Below are 17,088 nucleotides of genomic sequence, written 5' to 3'. Positions count from 1 at the left end.
GTCGTCCTGCGGCCAGCGCCGCGCCGGTGGTGCCGCTGCCGCCGTGGTGGACGATCGCGGCCATGCGGGGAAACAGCCAGTCGTGCGGGGCCTCGTCCAGCAGGAACACCTCCTTGGGCAGGGCGGGCGGGTCGTCGACGGCGATGCCGCCCCAGCCGGACACCAATACCGCGCGCGTGCCGGTCAGCGCGATCGCGTCGGTGACGACGCGGCCGATGCGGCGGGGGTCGGTGCCGGCCATGCTGCCGAAGCCGATGTAGACCGGTGGCGCTCCGGCGGCCAGGAACGCGACCAGCTCCGGCGGCGGGGTCCAGGTGGAGGCGGCGGGCAGGAACCAGAACCCGGTGGTGTGGACCTGAGGAGGGTATTCGGCCCCGCAGGGCAGCAGGTGGCGGCTGAAGCCGTGCAGCACGGTGGCGGCTCCGCCGTCGGGGCGGCGCAGGAAGTCGTGGCGGCCGCGTCGGCGGGGCAGGTCGAGCGTCGTGTCGGCCACCGCGCCGAAGGAGCGCAGCATCAGCCGGAACGGCAGGTAGGAGGCGCGGTTCAGCGCCCGTGGCAGCGGCAGGGGGATCATCGGGTTGGCGAAGGAGGCGGTGGGCACCCACACCGGCTGCAGCAGCGCAGCCACAGCGGGCACCCCCAGAGCCTCGGCGATGCGGTGGCCCGGGACGCTGGGGGCATGCACGACGAGGTCGGCGCCGCCGCCGACGTCGCTGCCGGCGACGGTGACCATGTCGGTGAACACCCGCGCCATCAGCGGCTTGCTGGCCCGCATGACCTCCAAGGCGATCTTCTTGCCGGCCATGCCGCGGTAGTTGCTCTCGATCGCCCGGCGGATCTGGGGGTCGTCGAGGAGGGTGTTGGGACCGTCGTGCACCGGAGCGAAGGGCAGGCCGTGCGGTTCGGCGAGGGCGGCCGAGGCGGCCGGGGCAGAGCCAGCACCGCGTGGTGACCGGCCTGCCGCAGGGCCAGGGCCAGGACCGCGTACGGCTGGACGTCGCCGCGAGTGCCGTGGGTAAGGATGAGGACCTTCATCGCGTTCTCCGCTTCGCGGCGAGGGCGTCCCAGGCGTCGATCAGGCGCTCGTCGGTGAACACGCCGTGGGTGAGCATGTCCACGGAGGTCCGCGAGTAGCGCAGGGTGGCGTCGGTGCCGTGCAGGTCGGCCACGCCCAGCACCCTCGACAGGTGCTCGCCGAAGGCCAGCGGCGCCAGCAGCCAGGTCACATACAGGGCGGCGCGGGCCCGGGCGTCGCCGGTCGGGCGGATCCACCCTTCGGCGCTGCCCTGCTCCAGCCACGTGCCGGTGGTCTCGACGATCTCGTCGAACAGCGCGGCCGCCTCGGGGGTGCCGTCCAGGAAGGCGCGGGCGAGGTAGCGCCGGACCGGTTCGGCCTCCTCCAGCATGGCGGCCAGGCCGGAGGCGTCTTTCAGGTCGACCGGGTCGTCGGGATCACCGCGCACCAGCGAGATCACGTACTGGTCACACGCCGCGCGCAGGCCCTCCTTGGAGCCGAAGTGGTGCACCACCAGGGCGGGCGAGACTCCGGCTTTGGCGGCGATGGCGCGGATGCTCACCCGGTTGGCGCCCTCGGAACCGAAGAGCTCCAGGGCCGCGTTCCCGATCCGGGCCCGCGCGGTGAGCTCACTGTCTAAACGCATGTTCAGCATACTAAACAAACGTTCAGTAATGAGGGAAGGACCTAGATGTCCCAAACCCGGCGGCGAACCGGTTACGCACCTGTTTGTAGGCATGCGAGCATGACAATTCATGACGATCGCGGAGTGAGAGACGACCACCGCCTACCTCGCGGAGGGGCTGGTGGAGTACCGGCTGGAGGGTGACGGCCCCGAGGCGGTCATGATCTTCCATGGTGGTCGTATGCGGGCCGGATTGGCCCTGGGAGAGGAGGTCTTCACCGCCTCGGGCCACGGGGTGCTCGCGCCTTCTCGTCCCGGATGCGGGCGAACCCCCCTGGCCACCGCCACCACGCCGTCCGCGGCGAGGACGGCACGAAAACCGCGATCACCATCTTGGAGTCACTCACCTGATCACCCGCCCCGCCGGGAGGACTTCGCGGCCCTCAGGCCCGAGACCGCCTTGGCGCGGCGTCGGTCCGTTCCGCGTCCCACCGGTCAAGGAGCCTGGGGAACTCCCGGGCCATGAAGGCGTACATGTCGCGCATGTGCTCGAGCCGGGCCCGGGCGGCGGGGTGGTCTCCCACCGCGCCGAGTCCTTGCTCGGCCAGTGCGGCGAAGGCGGTGAACTCGGCCATCTTCGATCGGAACGCGCGCCCGAAGACGTCGTCGGTCAGCCGGTAGTGATCCCGCCGCGCCCGCGAGGGACGATAGCGCTCGACGAGCCCGCCCCGCTCCAACTGGTGCAGGGCCACGCTCATGCTGCTCTTGGCCACCCCGAGCCGCTCGCACAACCCGGGGGCGTCGGCGGCCTCGCCGGTGTCGGCGAGCAGGCATCCCATCACCCGGCCCGCGGTGCGGCTCAGGCCCAGCCGCTCGAAGTACAGTCCGGCGCTTTCCACGAATTCCTCGACATCGGCCATAACGACATCTTAGTTTGTTCGGAACGTTCCGAACACTTAGGATTCTCGTATGGCTCTCCCCGACCTCCTCACCATCGCCGTCACCGGCGCCAACTCCGGTATCGGCCTGCGGGCGGCGCAGCGGCTGGCCGCGGACGGCCACCGGGTCCTGGCCCTGTGCCGCGACCCGCACCGGGGCCGCACCGCCCTGGAGACGATCAACGCCGGCGCCGCCCATCGCGCGGTCCTCGTCGTGACCGACCTGTCGGACCCCGCGTCCATCGACGCGGCGGCCGAGAAGATCTCCGGCGAGGTGGGTCACCTCGATGTCCTGATCAACAACGCCGCGGTGTTCGACCAGACGATGCGCACGCCCGCGTTCACCCCGTCCGGTCACGAGCTGTTCTGGGCGACCAACCATCTCGGCCCCTTCCAGCTCACCGCCCGCCTCAGCCCGCTGCTCGCCGCCGCCCCCCGCCCCCGGGTGGTCAACGTCGCCAGCAAGGGACTGCTCACCATGCCGCGCATCACGATCCGCTTCGACCGCCTCGACGATCCCGGCTGGTACAGCCCGACCAGGGCCTACTATCACGCCAAGCTGGCCCAGATCATGACCACCTACGCGCTGGCCCTGCGGGCGGGCGGCGCCTTGGACGTCGCCTGCGTCCGGGTGCCCGCCGTACGGCTCGACGCCGACCGCGTCGCCGCCCTGCCGTGGATCCTGCGAGCGTTGTACGCACCCAAAAACCGGCTCGCGATCCCCGCCGAGCGCCTGGGCGAGACGTACGCGGCCCTGGCCACCCGCACCAGCACCTGGCGGGAACACACCGTCCCCGCCGCCGCGGACCGGTCCGCGCTGCGCGGCATCTATCTCGACGCGGACCTCCGGCCGGTCGATGCGCCCGCCTTCGCCTACGACGCCGCGGCCCGCGAACGCCTGTGGGCCGTCTCACAGCAGGCCACCGGCAACCCGTCCTGGGCCTGGTGAGGATCGGATGCCGCCTGCGTGCTTGGACCGATGGCGAGCCGGGCCGGGACGACATCCGGTCACCGTGCCGCTTCGAACAGGAATCCGTCCCCGTCCGGCCCTGGACGGTGCCCGCCGAGGCGTGGCGGTTCTCAGGCCGACCGGCGGCCCGGACGCGCGGCCACCGCGTCCGGCAGGCGACGCCTTCACGCCGGTGACGGCTGAGGGGCGGCCGGTTTCAGGTGAGCGCGGCCAGCGCGGCCTCCACCGCGGCGGCCCTGACCTCCTGCAAGGGGAGGGTGGCGTGTTCCACCACGCAGTCGGACATGCCGCCGAGTGCCACGGTCGCGTGGATCTGCGCGGCCGTTGAGGGGGCAGGGCCGAGCAGAAGCGTGGTCAGCTGCTTGCGCCAGCGCCACATCCGCTCCACCAGGTCGAGTTCGGCGAGCATGGCGGGCGCGCGCAGGACCATCATGAGCTCTTCGCGGTGCCGCCAGATGAGGTCGAAGTAGTCCTCCAGCAACGCGCGCGCATCCCCCGGCTCGCGCTCGGCCGTGAACGCCTCCAGCTCGTCCATGAACGGCTGGACGATACTTCTGACCAGGTCCTCGCGGGAATCGAAATGGTAGTACAGGGCCGGTTTGGTGATGCCCAGCCGGTCGGCGATGTGCTTGAGGCTGGTGTTCTGCACGCCCTGCCGCAGGAAGAGCTCGCGTGCAGCTTCCTGGATGCGCGTCTTGGTGTCCGAAGGCCTGGCCATAAACCAAGAGTAGGGCTTACCTATCGTTAGGTAAGCCCTTGTGCGCTCTTGGGAATCATGCTTACCTATCGTTAGGTAAAGATTCTACCTAACGTTAAGTAAGCGAGGGGCGTATGCGAGTTCTCATCTCCGGTGCCAGCGTCGCCGGCCCCGTCCTGGCCTACTGGCTCATCCGCCACGGCTTCACCGTCACCGTGGTGGAGCGGGCTGCGGGATTGCGCAAGGCGGGCGGGCACGCGGTCGACCTGTTCCGCCCTGCCATGGACATCGTCGAGAAGATGGGCCTGATCGAGCCGGTCCAGGCCGCCGCGACCGGCACCGAGTGGCTCGCGTTCCGTACCGAGAACGGCGAGCGTTCCTACGAGCTGGGGATGGCCAGGCTGACGCGCGCCATCTCCGACCGGCACGTCGAGATCATGCGCGACGACCTCGCGGAGATCCTGCACCGGGCCACCCGCGACGACACCGAGTACCTCTTCGACGACTCCATCACCGCTTTGGCCGAGGACCCGGACGGCGTCGAGGTGACCTTCGAGCGCGGGCCCGCCCGCAGATTCGACCTGGTGATCGGAGCCGACGGGCTGCACTCCACCGTCCGGCGCCTGGCCTTCGGCCCGGAGGAGCGCTTCTCCACCTGGATCGGAGGCTACCTGGCCGTCATGTCGATCCCCAACTACCTGGGCCTGCGGGACCGCATGGAGGGCATCACGGGCGTGAACAGGATGGCGGCCGTCTACGGCGCGGCACGCCTGGACGAGGCTCGCGCGGTCTTCCTCTTCCGTCCCGAGACCGAGCTCGACTACCACCACCGCGACGTCGACCGGCAAAAAGAACTGCTGCGCCGGCACTTCGCCGGGATGGGCTGGGAGGTCCCCCGGCTGCTGGGTGAGGAGCTGGAGCGCGCCTCGGCGTTCTACTTCGACTCGATCACCCAGTTGCGGATGGACACCTGGTCACGCGGCAGGGTGAGCCTGGTGGGCGACGCCGGCTACTGCCCCGGCCCCGCGGTCGGCGGCGGCACCAGCCTCGCCGTCGTGGGCGCCTACGTCCTGGCCGGCGAGCTGGCCGAGGCGCGCGGCGACCACACCCGGGCCTTCACGGCGTACGAACAACAGATCGGCGACTACGTACGGCGCAGCCGGACCTTCGCCGTCGCCACCGCCAAGCGGCTCATCCCCGGCAGCCGCCTGGAGCTGTGGGCCTTGATCCAGGGAGCGCGGTTGATCAACAACGCTCCCGCGCCGCTCGCCCGTGCCCTGACCGGCCTCAACGGCAGGGGCATGCGCCTGCACGACGAGGTCACGCTCAAGGACTACCCGCACGAGACCTACCGGGCGGTGGCGTCAGAAGCAGACCAGCGACGCGAGATCACCCACCGTGCGCAGGTCGATTAGGCCGTCGGAGGTGTCTCGGCCTTCGCGGCGAAGAAGGCGAACAGCATCCGGCCCAGCCCGGACGGGTCTGTAGCGGTGCAGGAAGTCTCCGAGGGCATCGGTGCGTTCGTCATTGCTGGCGTAGGGCCATAGGTGGGCCCATTCCTCTACCAGGCGCCCGACGGCATCGAATCGATCCGTTCAACTGTGAAGGTTCGACACAGGTCCGGATGGTCCTGAGCATGCTGATTCGATCTTGGAACCGCGTTCGAGGCGCCCAACGCAGCATGAAAATTACACGACGTCTAGAACCGCATGATCTCATCAGGCGTGATGGGAGCCAGGCGGCCGAAGTGATCCGATCTCTGTGGAACCCTGAGCATTGACAGGTGGGAGTTTGGGCCTTATGTGTGATGTTCGGCCACGCCGTCGAACCGATACGACGCTCCCATTACGAGGAGACAGGATGCCCCCTCAAGCCGTCGGTTTTCGCCGACGAACGGCGACGGCCTGAACGGCCGGGCGGTGGCGCCCGCGGAGGGGCGGCCGGCCTCGGGAAGTGCCTCACAAACGGGATTCACCCGAAAGGATTACCGATGAAGCGGAGCGATCCCTCCTCCCGTCCTCGACGTAGGGCGAGCAGGTGGCCGGCTGTGGCGGCGGCCTTACTGCTGGTCGCGTTGATCGGGCCTCAGCCGGCTGTGGCGGCACAGCGGTCAGCGTCGTCGGAGTCCACCGCGTCGGAGTCCACCGCGTCGGTCGCCGCCGCTGGAGACCTCGACGGCTTCACCGCGGGCAATGCCGCGGTCGCCTCGGTCGATCTGGCCGGGACGTGGAGCTTCACTCCGGCGGGCCGGTCGACGACGTCGATCAAGGTGCCCGGAGGTGGCTGGTACAAGCAGGGTTTCACCGATGTGTCCCAGGCGGTGTACTCGCGTACGGTGACGGTGCCGGACTCGGGGCAGCCGCAGTCGGCGTGGATCGAGTTCGGCGCCGTGAACCACCAGGCGACCTTGTCGGTGGACGGCCGGGTGGTCGCGACGCAGACCACGGCCTTCACTCCCTCGAAGTTCGACATCAGCGCCTACGCCGCCCCGGGCACCACTCATACGATCAGCGTCGATGTGAAGGGCCGCGGCGCGTTGAAGGCGTCCAACGGCCGGTACCTGGTGCCCGACGCCGCCGACTGGTCCGAGGCGGTCCCCCAGGGGATCTTCCGTTCGGCGTTCCTGCGGGTGTACCCGGAGGTGTACGTCAGCGACACATTCGTGCGTACGTCGGTGGCGAACAAGACGTTGAGCTACGACGTGTCGGTGCGTAACACGTCGGGCAGTTCCCGGTCGGTGACGCTGACCGGGTCGCTGTCGTCCGACAACGGAACGGCTTTCAGCTACCCGCAACTGCCCAGCCGTACGGTCACCGTGGCGGCCCGCTCGACCGCGACCGTGACCGTCGGGCCGGTCGCGTGGAACCTCGACAGCACCTCGTACTGGTGGCCCAACGTGCCGTACCGGCCGGGGTACCGGGCGCAGCTGCACCGGCTGGCGGTGCATGCCGCCACCGATGACGGGCACACCAGCGACGCCACGTACCGGTTCGGATTCCGGGAGGCCACCCAGAACGGTGAGTACTACTACCTCAACGGCGTGCGCGTGAACTTCCGCGGCGACAACCTCCAGGGTGCCAACTACGACCGGATCAACAACGGCGGCAAGGGCGACGCCTTCGACACGCTGCCCGGATTCCTTCCGCCTTCGTCGGGCAACGGCGGCTGGCCGCAGGCGGTGGACAACTACCAGCGGCTGAACTTCAACGTGGTGCGCATCCACCAGGAGCCGGCCAGCCCGTACATGTTGGATGTCGCCGACGAGATGGGCCTGATGATCATCGGCGAGACCGCGATTCGCGGTTCCTCCGGCAAGCAGGATTGGATCGCCGGGCACGACAACATGGTCAACCACGCCCGTGCGCTGGTCCTGCGCGACCGCAACCACCCCGCGGTCATCCGCTGGAGTCAGTCCAACGAGCCGAACCAGAGCGGCCAGGATTCCGAACAGTTCGAGAAGGACCTGTACACGGCGATGAACGGCGCCGACGGCACCCGGCCGATCATTGCCGAGGTGGGCGTCAACGGGAATGTCAACGGCTATCCCGGGATGACGTACGCCAACTTCGCGGTGATCCCGCACTACGTCGACGGCTTCGGCAGGTACGGGGAGCGCCTGATCACCGTGAACGGGCGGCCCGACGGCGAGGGCGAGTACATCTGGCCGGCATGCAACACCAAGCAGGGCTTCGAGTGGTTCGCCACCGCAACCCTGGCCAAGCGCGGCAAGGACGCCAGCGACCTGCGTCCGTACACGCTGCTGTCCGCCTGGGCCAGCGTCGTGCCCGGAGTGCGGACCACCGACTTCGTCCCGGAGGAGGGCGGTCGCCCTGTCTACGGTGCGGACAACCTCTCGAACCCCTGGAGCAACCCGCAGTTCCAGCGCGTGCAGGCGGCGTTCAACCCGGTGGCAGCGGTCGACCTGCCGTACTGGTCGGCCTCCGGCAACTCGGACGCGAACGGCACCTTCCCGCTGCCGCAGGCCGTGCCCACCTACGCCCGCAACGCCACGGTCACCCGCAACATCACCGTCTTCAACGACGACTTCGCCGACACTTCGGTGGGCTTCACCTGGACGGCGCGGCTCGACGCGCCGGACGGCGCGGTCGTCGCGTCCGGAAGCACGACCCTGACCGTCCCGCTCGGCTCGCGGGTCACCCAGCCGGTCACCTTCACCACCCCGGCGAGCGGCTCACGGGTGTACCTGGTACTGACGACCACCAAGTCGGGCGCCACGACGTTCAGCGACGCGGTCGAGTACTTCAACCTCGGCGCAAGCGGACCCACACCGGGCAACTACCGCATCGTCAACCGCAACAGCGGCAAGCCGCTCGCTGTCGCGGGCAACTCCACCGCGGACGGCGCCAAGGTGATCCAGCAGAGCGGCACCGCCACCTGGACCATCGCCACGACCTCCGACGGCTCCTACACCCTCAAGTACGTCCCGAGTGGAAAGATGCTCGACGTCAACGCCGGCAGCAGCACGGCCGGGCTGCAACTGCAGCAGTGGACGGCCAACGGCGGCACCAACCAAAGGTGGTATCTGCGATCCACCGGCAACGGCTACTACACCATCGTCAGCTACAGCAGCGGACTGGTGGCGGACGTCTCCGGTGCGGCGACGAACGACGGGGCGCAAGTCGTGCAGTGGGCCGCCAACGGCGGGGCCAACCAGCAATGGCAACTGAACCCGGCCTGACCGGACGACCCGGTTCTCGCCTGCTGCCGCGGCGTCGACCGCGGCCGGCTCCTACAACCATGAGGAGATCCACATGGCTTGTTCGCACAGCTCGGGGGGCCTGTCAATTCCCCGAAATCGTGGAGGGCTCCGTTATGCGGCTTGAGCCATCCTGGCTTCGGCCATGAAGGGTTCGTAGTCGATGGGTGACATGCCGTCGCAGGCGCTGTGCCTGCGACGGCAGGTTGTGGAAGTCGACGATCCAGGTGGAGATCTTCAGTCGGGCTTCGTGGCGGGTGGCGAAGCGGTGCCGGTGGATGTACTCGACCTTGATGGTGGAGGTGAAGGCCTCGGCGGCGGCGTTGTCGAGAGCGGAGCCGACTCGCGCCCAGCTCACCTCGGCGTCGGTCGGCGAGAAGCTCTCCACCAGCTCCCGGCCCGAGACCACTCGGGCGAAGCGTGGATAGGCGATCCGGTCGATCGAGGTCACCACCAACCTCCCAGACCATCATCAACAAGACGAAGTCCACCCCAACGATCAGTCGTCAGACCGCGGTGTGTTTCCGTCGTATTCCGGCCATGCCCTCGGTAGGGAGGCAAACGGGCAAGGGGGCCGGGAAGGACCTGACGGGGTTCTCGGGGCGGCGTAGCGTCGAGGTATGGCCGAGGAGTAACAGGAAGCGCCGATCTGCGGTACCTGCTTGGGCGCGGGCATCGACGCCACGACAACTCCTTCGTCGTCGGCGTGCCACCGAGCCACGACGTCGCCCTGGTGCTCATCGACGACGCGAGGCGAGGCCTCATCGACAGCGCGAAGCGGTCCCGGTGCGAGCTCGGAACTCATCCATCGCTGCTGCCTTGTCCGGGGTCGGCCTCGACGGGGTCGACGGGCCGCAGCATCAAAAGCATGACGGCCAGCACGATGGGCCTGGAGATGATCTCGAACCAGGAACTGCCGGCATCCCATTGGATGACGGTGGAAAGAGCGATCAGAGCCCATGCGGCGATGAGGATCCGGCGCGCGCTGTGGCCGCGTCTCCAGTCCACCCCGGCCTGCAGCGCCAGCACGACGGGAGAAAGGGTCAGCCAGAGCGGCACCAGCCACGCCCAGAACCCCGACTGGTCGAGCCCCTGTGGCAACTGTGCCCACGCCAGCAGGTCGGTGAGCGAGAGCCACACCATCAGCACCGCTCCCAGCACGAGGACCGCCCCCTGAGCGGTCAGCCGCACCCGCCGGAACCACGTCGACTCGATCGGCGACGTCTCGCTCATTGGGGACTCCCCTCCGCGACAAGACGACGGTCGCGATCACCTTCGACATCGAGCTAACCGCATCACGGTCGGTGTCGTCCGGCAAGCGAGGCAACCCTGCGGGTCTACGTCATTGCGGCCGCGCTCCGGGCCCCCTTGCTGCTCCTGACCGCGTACTCGACCTCAGTGGATAACTGTGATTATCCACTGAGTGCCCCTATGATCTCAGTGAACAATGTCGTCCCGGAGCGCCCGGAACCCGGGGTGAAACTCAGTGGATAATAACGAGCGCCGCAGATGATCACCTCCCTCGCCGTCCCGCCACGGCCCGGCGCGGCCTTGGTCGGCGCGCTCGGCGAGCCGCGATGAACGCGCCCGTCGTCCCGCTCCGCCCCGGCGTCGACGTCGCGGCGGCCGCGCAGCACGCCCTGGCCGCCGTGCACCGCCACCTGGATCGGTGCAAGCTGTCGGCCAATACCGTCAAGGCCTACCGGCGCCAGAGCTCCGCGCACGTGGCCTGGCTGGCCGAGCACGGCGTCGACCACGACGACGCCTTCGCCGACCTGGTCGGCGCCGGGGCCGCCGTCACCGCCTGGCGCGAGCACATGATGGGCGCCCGCCGGGCCCCCGCCACCATCAACCAGGCGCTGGCCGCGGTGACGCTGCTGTACGCCCAGGTAGGTCTTCGGATCGACGTCAAGGGCGCCCGGCTGCCCAAGCCCGGCGAACCCGACGCCCTGAGCCCGGCCGAGCAGGGACGGGTGGAGCGGGCCGCGGCCCGCCGGGGCGTGCGCGACCGGGCGATCGTCGCGGTGCTGCTGTACGCCGGGGCCCGGGTGGAGGAATGCGGACGCCTGGAGACCGGCGACGTCGTGCTGACCGCCCGCACCGGCCATGTGCGCCTGCACGGCAAGGGCGATGAGGTGCGCACCGTCCCGCTGCCGCCGATCGCTCGCGAGCACCTGGCCGCCTGGCTCGACGCACGCGTTGGGGATGAGGCCGCCGGCGAGGGCACCGGCGTGCCGCTGTGGTCCGGCCAGCGCGGGCGACTCACCGACTCGGGCATCACCCAGATCATCGTGGCCATGGCCTGCACGAGGCGCTGGCCACGATCGCCGCCGCGGCGCTAGAGGTAGCGTGCCCATCAGCCGCCAGTGAGAGGTGCCGCCGGGCATCTTCTTCAACAAACAACGGAGTCCTTGCGTGAGTCTTGTGCCGCCCTATCGGCCGACCGGTGTTCTCTTCGGCGCCGCGTACTACGCCGAGTACCACCTCAGCGACCGGGTCAAGCAGGACCTGGACCTGATGAAGCAGGCCGGGTTCACAGTGATCCGGGTGGGCGAGTCGGTCTGGTCGAACTGGGAGCCGGAAGAAGGGCGCTTCGAGCTGGAGTGGCTGCTACCGGTGCTGGACAGTGCCCATGAACGCGGCATCAAGGTCATCCTGGGCACGCCCACCTACGCCGTGCCGCCGTGGCTTCAGCAGGCCTACCCCGAGATCGCCGCCGAGCGAGCGACAGGGAATCCGATTCCTTGGGGGGCCCGTCAAGAGGTCGACTACTCGCATCCGGCGTTCCTGTTCCACGCGGAGCGAGTGATCCGCAAGGTGGTGGGCCGCTACGCCGACCACCCGAGCGTCATCGGCTACCAGGTCGACAATGAGCCGGGCCTGGAGCTGTTTCACAACCGCGGGGCGTTCATCCGCTTCGTGCGCCGGCTGAAGGTGCAGTACGGCGATGTGGACACGCTCAACCGGGAGTGGGGCCTGACGTACTGGTCCCACCGGATCGCCGACTGGTCCGAGCTGTGGCGCCCCGACGGCAACAGCCTGCCGCAGTACGACCTGGCCTGGCGGCGGTACCAGTCGGAACTGACCACCGAGTTCATCTCGTGGCAGTCCGACATTGTGCGTGAGTACGCGCACGAGGACCAGTTCGTGACCACCTGCATCAACTACCCGCGCAAGGCGCACGACGACCTGAAGCTCTCCGCAGCGCTCAGCGTGACCGCCGGCAACCCCTACTACTCCATGCAGGACCACCTGGATGTGACCAAGGAACTGGCCCCGCAGACGGAATGGACCACCACGGGCGTCGCCGGCTTGTTCCGGCAGGCCGACCGCCTGTTCTCCTCGCGGCAGGAACGCTTCCTGGTCACCGAGACGAACGCGCAGAGCATCGACGGCAGCGCCAACAACCTGCCCCCGTGGCCCGGTCAGCTGCAGCAGGCGGCCTTCGCCCTCATCAGCCGCGGCGCCGCCATGATCGAATACTGGCATTGGCACACCATTCCCTACGGGGCGGAGACCTACTGGGGTGGTGTGCTCCCGCACTCCTTGCAGCCGGGTCGTGTGTACCAGGAAGTGTCCGCCATCGGTGCCGCGCTCGAGAAGATCGGCGACGCTCTGGACGGTTTCGAGCCCGACGGTGACGTGGCATTGCTGTGGTCGAACGACACGCGGTGGGCATTCCAGTTCTTCCCGCCGCTGAGCGTGGCCGGCCGCCCCGACCCGGCATCCTACGAGCGCATCTTCGACGCCTTCCACCGCGGCGTCATCGATGCGGGCGCGCAGGCGCGCATCCTGCACGCCCAGCAGGCCGTCGAACTCGGCGCAGCCGAGCTGGCGAAGCGTTACCCGGTGCTGATCGCACCCGCCTTCTACGTGGCGGCCGACCGCGAGCTTGAACTGCTGCGCGACTATGCGGCAGCCGGCGGGCACCTCATCATCGGCATCCGCACCGGCTACGGCGACCACGAGGCCCGCGCGCGCGTCGATGTCGCCCCCGCGGTCCTGCGAGAGCCCGCCGGAGTGCACTACGAGGAATTCTCCAACATCGATGAGCCGATCCCGGTCACCGGCCGCGGTGATTTTTCTTCCCCCGCGACCGCGGCGGCCACCTGCTGGATCGACGGCCTCATCCCGGAGGAGGCCGAACCGATCGCCGAATACATCCACCCGCGCTTCGGCGCCTTCCCTGCCGCAGTGACACGAGCCCACGGGTCTGGTCGCATCACCACGGTCGGAACCGTCCCGGACCCGACCCTGTCTGCGGCAGTGATCGCCTGGGCGCTACCGGCGGCGGTCGCCGACGAGCTCGCCCCGTCGCGCGCACTGCCCGTCACGATCTCGTCGGGAACCCTTCCGGACGGCAGACGTGCCTGGTTCCTCTTCAACTGGAGCTGGGACGAGGCCTCCGTCACGATCCTCCGGCCCACCAACGACCCGGTGGCCGGCACCGCCCACGAGGCCGGGACCGCCCTCTCCATCCCCGCATGGTCCACGCGGATCCTGCTCGACGGCTGAGTCCGTCCAGGTCAACGAAGCTCCGACACCATCACCCACGAGAAGAAGAACACAAATGTGTCGGGCTCATTGCAGTTCGCCGGGCAGCAAGCTGAACATCACCGAGTCACGGCGCCCGCCCTTGAAGCGCACGTGCGAGCGCAGCACTCCCTCACGCACGAACCCGCATCGTGCGGCTACGCGTTGGGAGGCGACGTTGTCGGGCGCGCATGTCAGCTCCAGGCGGGCAAGGTGGATGTGGCCGAACGCCCAACGCGCCAGCAGTCGCAGTGTACGAGTGGCGACCCCCCGCCCACGTGCGTGCGGTGCCAGCCAACAGCCGATCGCCGCACGCGCCTGGCCAAGGTCTACGTCATATATCGAAGCCCCACCCAAGATCAGGCCGGAGTCGGCCGCATCGGCTACGGCGAGGTTGAGTTCCTCCCCGCAAAGCCGTGCTTCCTCCTCCTCGTCGAAGCGCCTCCGCACATGCTTTTCGGCGAAGGGCTCGACGAGCGGCCAGGAGAAACGCAGACACAGCGGGTCGCAGAAGCCGGCAAACCGCTGCGGCACATCGGACCTTCGCCAAGGACGCAACGCAACGACCGCATCGGCGAGTGGAGGATCCGGAAACAGCAGCGCTGACACACCCCAGAAGTTACAACGAAGCCCGCCTCTCTGATCAGGCGGTCTCCTCGGCAACAACCTCAGCTGTCGGCGGCCGCAATCGACCAGCTCAAACAGTTCCCGAGGAAGAGCCGCACCCATCGCGGTTTGTCCCGGGGTCTGAATCAGGTGGACAGCCGGGCGTTCATCTAACGGTCGCCTGACAAACGCGAACGGGAACCCGTCGGAACACGCTGCCGTACCCCGCCGAACCGTTCATCTGGCCGTTCATTTTCCGGTAGCGTTCGGCTACCTTTCGCGGCACGTTTGATGAACGGGGGGCTCTCTTCGATGGCGCTCATCGGCCTGGTCCGGGTCAGCACTGACAAGCAGAACGCCCAGCGGCAGCATGACGCCCTCGACCCCATCTGCTGGAAGGTCTTCGAGGAGAAGACCAGCGGCAAACTCGCCACCGACGACCGGCCCGACCTGTTGAACGCGCTGTCCTACATCCGCGACGGCGACCTGCTGACCGTCCAGGAGGTCGACCGGCTCGGCCGCAACCTCCTGGAAGGCCTGATCGTCCTCAACGACCTGTTCCAGCGCGGCGTCGGTGTCAAGGTCCTGGAGGGCATCGCAGCTGGCGAGCACACCGAACGATCCCTCATCCTCGACCTCGCACTCGCCCTATCCGAAGACCGGCGCCGCGACATCGTCCGCAAGACCCGCAACGGCCTGGAGGCCGCCCGCGAACGCGGCAGGGTCGGTGGCCGCCGACCGGTCGTCGACGACGACAAACGCGCCGCCATCCTCGCCCGCCGCCAGCGCGGCGAATCCATCCGCGCCATCGCCGCCGGAGTCAAAGTCTCCGTCGGCGTCGTCCACAAGACCCTGGCGGCCATCGAGGGCAACCCCACTGACCAGGCCCCCACCCCTTGAGGAGAGCGCCCTGCCGCTGCCCCAGATCCCGCTCGACGACCCGCGTATCCTGGGCCTGGCCAAGACTCACCAGCAGCTCGCCCCACGACGGGCGCTCGCCCCGACCTGGGAGGAGCTGACTGACAAGGAGCGGGAGGGTTCCCCTTCCCGATGCCCGGACGCCACTCCGCGTCCGAACCCCAGGCGAAATCCCGGGCACGCCTACCTCGCCACCCTCGGCCACTACGCCTCGGCGCAGACACGGCCGAACGCATCACTCGCGAAGACGACCCGCCAACCGCCGCTGCTGACCGCAACGGACTTATTTCGTTACCGGCAGGCCTTTCACCGTGGGATGTCCATCCCCACTGAGCGCGCCCAGAAGGCGCAGCCCGTCCTCGGTGGGGCTCCCGGGTGCCGCGGACAGCACCAGCAGCTCCATGCCCGATTCATCCGGCAGCGCGAAGTTCTCCTGGTGCAGTTCCAGCAGTCCGACCAGCGGGTGCCGGTACGCCTTGCGTCCATGTGTGCGGGCGCGTACGTCCGCGCGGGCCCAGAGGCGGCGGAAGCGCTTGCTGCCCATCGCCAGCTCGCCGATAAGCGAGGCCAGGCCCCGGTCGTCGGGGTGCTTCCCGGCCGCCAGGCGCAGGTGCCCGACCACGTCGAGGGTGCATTTCTCCCAGTCGGCATACAGGCCGCGCTCGTCCTCATCGAGGAAGATGTGCCGGGCGGTGTTCAAGCCCGGCATCTCCCGACCGTAGAGGAGCCCGGCGAGGCGGTTCCCGGCGGCCACGTCCAGCCGGTGGTCCATGATCAGGGCGGGCGCGTCGGTGACCAGGTCGAGTACGCGAAGCAGCTCCGGCCGCAGGCGCCCGCTGGGCGATTTGGCGCGGCGGCGGCGCTGCCGGGCAAGCCGGTACAGGTGCCCGCGTTCGGTCTCGTCAAGGCCGAGGACGCGGGCGAGCGCGTCGAGGACCTGTTCGGAGGGCTGGGTGGCGCGGCCCTGCTCCAGGCGTACGTAGTAGTCGACGCTGACTCCGGACAGGTGTGCGACCTCTTCGCGGCGCAGCCCTTCGACGCGGCGGCGGCTGTCGGTGGTGATGCCGACGGCCGCTGGGTCGACCCGGGAGCGCCGGGTGCGCAGGAAGCCCGCGAGATCGTCCATGCCCCCAGTATGGCTCCGGTGACGCACGTGAGGGTGGTCCTGCTGTTACCAGGAAGTCCCGTCCGATGGAAGAGGCGCCCCTGAATGACGAGGCCTCGGCGGCCCGAGCATCTATGGCGACACACCTCTTTGAAGGGAACAGCCATGAAGACGCTCATTGTCTACGCCCACCCCGAGCCGCGTTCGCTGAACGGCTCTTTGAAGGACCTCGCCGTGTCCACTCTCGAAGCCGCCGGGCACCAGGTGCGGGTGAGCGACCTGTACGCGATGAACTGGAAGGCCGTGGTGGACGCGGCGGACTTCGGCGAGCACGCCACGAGCCCGCTGCAGGTGATACCGAGTTCGGCCGGGGCCTACGACGCCGGCGCGCTCACGCCCGACGTGGCGGCCGAGCAGGAGAAGCTGCTGTGGGCCGACACGGTGGTCTTCCAGTTCCCGATGTGGTGGTACACGATGCCGGCGATCCTCAAAGGCTGGGTGGACCGGGTGTTCTCCTTCCACTTCGCGTACGGCGTCGGAGTGCACGACGAGACCCGGTACGGCGAGCGTTTCGGTGAGGGGACGCTGCGGGGGCGGCGGGCGATCCTGTCGGTGACCGTCGGGGGCCCGGAGTCCCACTACACCGATCGCGGGATCAACGGCCCGATCGAGGACCTGCTGTTCCCGATCCACCACGGGATCCTGTACTACCCGGGCGTGGAGGTGCTGCCGCCGTTCGTGCTGTACGGCACCGACCGGATGACCGACGAGGACTACCCGGACGTCGCCAAGGCCTGGGAGCAGCGGCTGCTCACCCTGGAGTCGACCGAGCCGATCGCGTTCCGGCGCCAGAACTTCGGTGACTACGAGATCCCGTCACTGCGGTTGAAGGAGGGCCTGGAAGTGCCGGGCCGCAAGGGTTTCGGCCTGCACGTGCGGGATTAGCCGCCGGCGAGGGACAGGA

Annotated in this window: 15 protein-coding genes; 7 read left to right on the top strand and 8 right to left on the bottom strand. The window is 68.8% G+C overall.

The features are described 5' to 3' along the window. The 3 genes from AB0G15_RS34590 to AB0G15_RS34580 form a co-directional block, all read right to left on the bottom strand. Positions 1-877 (bottom strand): glycosyltransferase (locus tag AB0G15_RS34590; protein ID WP_362848147.1); only part of this gene is annotated, 877 nt, incomplete at its 3' end. Positions 878-1,031: 154 nt separating this feature from the next. Next, complete coding sequence (locus tag AB0G15_RS34585; RefSeq protein WP_362848145.1) at positions 1,032-1,661, bottom strand: TetR family transcriptional regulator; 630 nt, start codon at positions 1,659-1,661, stop codon at positions 1,032-1,034. Between the two features lie 422 nt (positions 1,662-2,083). Further along, complete coding sequence (locus AB0G15_RS34580) at positions 2,084-2,560, bottom strand: MarR family transcriptional regulator (protein ID WP_362848142.1); 477 nt, start codon at positions 2,558-2,560, stop codon at positions 2,084-2,086. 49 nt (positions 2,561-2,609) lie between these two features. Between AB0G15_RS34580 and AB0G15_RS34575 the strand changes: the two genes are divergently transcribed. Then, entirely contained in the window at positions 2,610-3,527 is a 918-nt protein-coding gene (locus AB0G15_RS34575; protein WP_362848139.1) for an SDR family NAD(P)-dependent oxidoreductase, read from the top strand. Positions 3,528-3,744: 217 nt separating this feature from the next. On the opposite strand, the gene AB0G15_RS34570 is transcribed toward AB0G15_RS34575, so the two are convergent. After that, positions 3,745-4,266 (bottom strand): TetR/AcrR family transcriptional regulator, encoded by a 522-nt coding sequence (locus AB0G15_RS34570; RefSeq protein WP_362848137.1) that lies wholly within the window; start codon positions 4,264-4,266, stop codon positions 3,745-3,747. Between the two features lie 113 nt (positions 4,267-4,379). Here AB0G15_RS34570 and AB0G15_RS34565 point away from each other — a divergent pair, with 113 nt between their 5' ends. After that, positions 4,380-5,660, top strand: a complete 1,281-nt coding sequence (locus AB0G15_RS34565) for an FAD-dependent monooxygenase (RefSeq protein WP_362848134.1) — start codon at positions 4,380-4,382, stop codon at positions 5,658-5,660. Positions 5,661-6,292: 632 nt separating this feature from the next. Next, positions 6,293-8,944 (top strand): RICIN domain-containing protein, encoded by a 2,652-nt coding sequence (locus AB0G15_RS34560; RefSeq protein ID WP_362848131.1) that lies wholly within the window; start codon positions 6,293-6,295, stop codon positions 8,942-8,944. Positions 8,945-9,047: 103 nt separating this feature from the next. Here the strand turns inward: AB0G15_RS34560 and AB0G15_RS34555 are convergent, their stop codons facing one another. Both AB0G15_RS34555 and AB0G15_RS34550 read right to left on the bottom strand, forming a co-directional pair. After that, positions 9,048-9,413 carry an integrase core domain-containing protein gene (locus AB0G15_RS34555; protein WP_362848128.1) on the bottom strand — a complete coding sequence of 122 codons (366 nt, stop codon included), beginning with the start codon at positions 9,411-9,413 and terminating at the stop codon, positions 9,048-9,050. A 350-nt stretch (positions 9,414-9,763) separates the two neighbouring features. Then, positions 9,764-10,195: a hypothetical protein gene (locus tag AB0G15_RS34550; RefSeq protein WP_362848125.1), complete on the bottom strand. Its 432-nt coding sequence runs from the start codon at positions 10,193-10,195 to the stop codon at positions 9,764-9,766. A gap of 344 nt (positions 10,196-10,539) precedes the next feature. Between AB0G15_RS34550 and AB0G15_RS34545 the strand changes: the two genes are divergently transcribed. Then, entirely contained in the window at positions 10,540-11,304 is a 765-nt protein-coding gene (locus tag AB0G15_RS34545) for a tyrosine-type recombinase/integrase (RefSeq protein ID WP_362848122.1), read from the top strand. 73 nt (positions 11,305-11,377) lie between these two features. Then, positions 11,378-13,477 (top strand): beta-galactosidase, encoded by a 2,100-nt coding sequence (locus AB0G15_RS34540; RefSeq protein ID WP_362848119.1) that lies wholly within the window; start codon positions 11,378-11,380, stop codon positions 13,475-13,477. Positions 13,478-13,543: 66 nt separating this feature from the next. On the opposite strand, the gene AB0G15_RS34535 is transcribed toward AB0G15_RS34540, so the two are convergent. Beyond that, on the bottom strand, positions 13,544-14,104 hold the full coding sequence (locus tag AB0G15_RS34535) for a GNAT family protein (RefSeq protein WP_362848116.1): 561 nt from the start codon (positions 14,102-14,104) through the stop codon (positions 13,544-13,546). Between the two features lie 309 nt (positions 14,105-14,413). Here AB0G15_RS34535 and AB0G15_RS34530 point away from each other — a divergent pair, with 309 nt between their 5' ends. Continuing rightward, positions 14,414-15,001 carry a recombinase family protein gene (locus AB0G15_RS34530; RefSeq protein WP_362848113.1) on the top strand — a complete coding sequence of 196 codons (588 nt, stop codon included), beginning with the start codon at positions 14,414-14,416 and terminating at the stop codon, positions 14,999-15,001. A 301-nt stretch (positions 15,002-15,302) separates the two neighbouring features. Here the strand turns inward: AB0G15_RS34530 and AB0G15_RS34525 are convergent, their stop codons facing one another. Next, positions 15,303-16,145, bottom strand: coding sequence for a helix-turn-helix transcriptional regulator (locus AB0G15_RS34525; protein ID WP_362848110.1), 843 nt, complete (start codon positions 16,143-16,145; stop codon positions 15,303-15,305). A gap of 144 nt (positions 16,146-16,289) precedes the next feature. On the opposite strand from AB0G15_RS34525, the gene AB0G15_RS34520 reads away from it, so the two are divergent. Then, positions 16,290-17,069, top strand: a complete 780-nt coding sequence (locus AB0G15_RS34520; protein ID WP_362848108.1) for an NAD(P)H-dependent oxidoreductase — start codon at positions 16,290-16,292, stop codon at positions 17,067-17,069. The last annotated feature ends 19 nt before the right edge of the window (positions 17,070-17,088 follow it).

It is taken from the genome of Streptosporangium sp. NPDC023825 (genome assembly GCF_040639575.1).
Taxonomy (GTDB): domain Bacteria; phylum Actinomycetota; class Actinomycetes; order Streptosporangiales; family Streptosporangiaceae; genus Streptosporangium.
The sequence above is the reverse complement of the archived record's forward strand: the minus strand, read 5'-3'. Positions and strand labels throughout refer to the sequence as shown.

What these genes read in the sequence shown, in the direction of transcription:
- AB0G15_RS34525 (WP_362848110.1), bottom strand. Translation starts at nt 16,145, where the DNA reads ATGGACGATCTCGCGGGCTTCCTGCGCACCCGGCGCTCCCGGGTCGAC.
- AB0G15_RS34580 (WP_362848142.1), bottom strand. Translation starts at nt 2,560, where the DNA reads ATGGCCGATGTCGAGGAATTCGTGGAAAGCGCCGGACTGTACTTCGAG.
- AB0G15_RS34565 (WP_362848134.1), top strand. Translation starts at nt 4,380, where the DNA reads ATGCGAGTTCTCATCTCCGGTGCCAGCGTCGCCGGCCCCGTCCTGGCC.
- AB0G15_RS34530 (WP_362848113.1), top strand. Translation starts at nt 14,414, where the DNA reads ATGGCGCTCATCGGCCTGGTCCGGGTCAGCACTGACAAGCAGAACGCC.
- AB0G15_RS34570 (WP_362848137.1), bottom strand. Translation starts at nt 4,266, where the DNA reads ATGGCCAGGCCTTCGGACACCAAGACGCGCATCCAGGAAGCTGCACGC.
- AB0G15_RS34545 (WP_362848122.1), top strand. Translation starts at nt 10,540, where the DNA reads ATGAACGCGCCCGTCGTCCCGCTCCGCCCCGGCGTCGACGTCGCGGCG.
- AB0G15_RS34575 (WP_362848139.1), top strand. Translation starts at nt 2,610, where the DNA reads ATGGCTCTCCCCGACCTCCTCACCATCGCCGTCACCGGCGCCAACTCC.
- AB0G15_RS34585 (WP_362848145.1), bottom strand. Translation starts at nt 1,661, where the DNA reads ATGCGTTTAGACAGTGAGCTCACCGCGCGGGCCCGGATCGGGAACGCG.
- AB0G15_RS34520 (WP_362848108.1), top strand. Translation starts at nt 16,290, where the DNA reads ATGAAGACGCTCATTGTCTACGCCCACCCCGAGCCGCGTTCGCTGAAC.
- AB0G15_RS34550 (WP_362848125.1), bottom strand. Translation starts at nt 10,195, where the DNA reads ATGAGCGAGACGTCGCCGATCGAGTCGACGTGGTTCCGGCGGGTGCGG.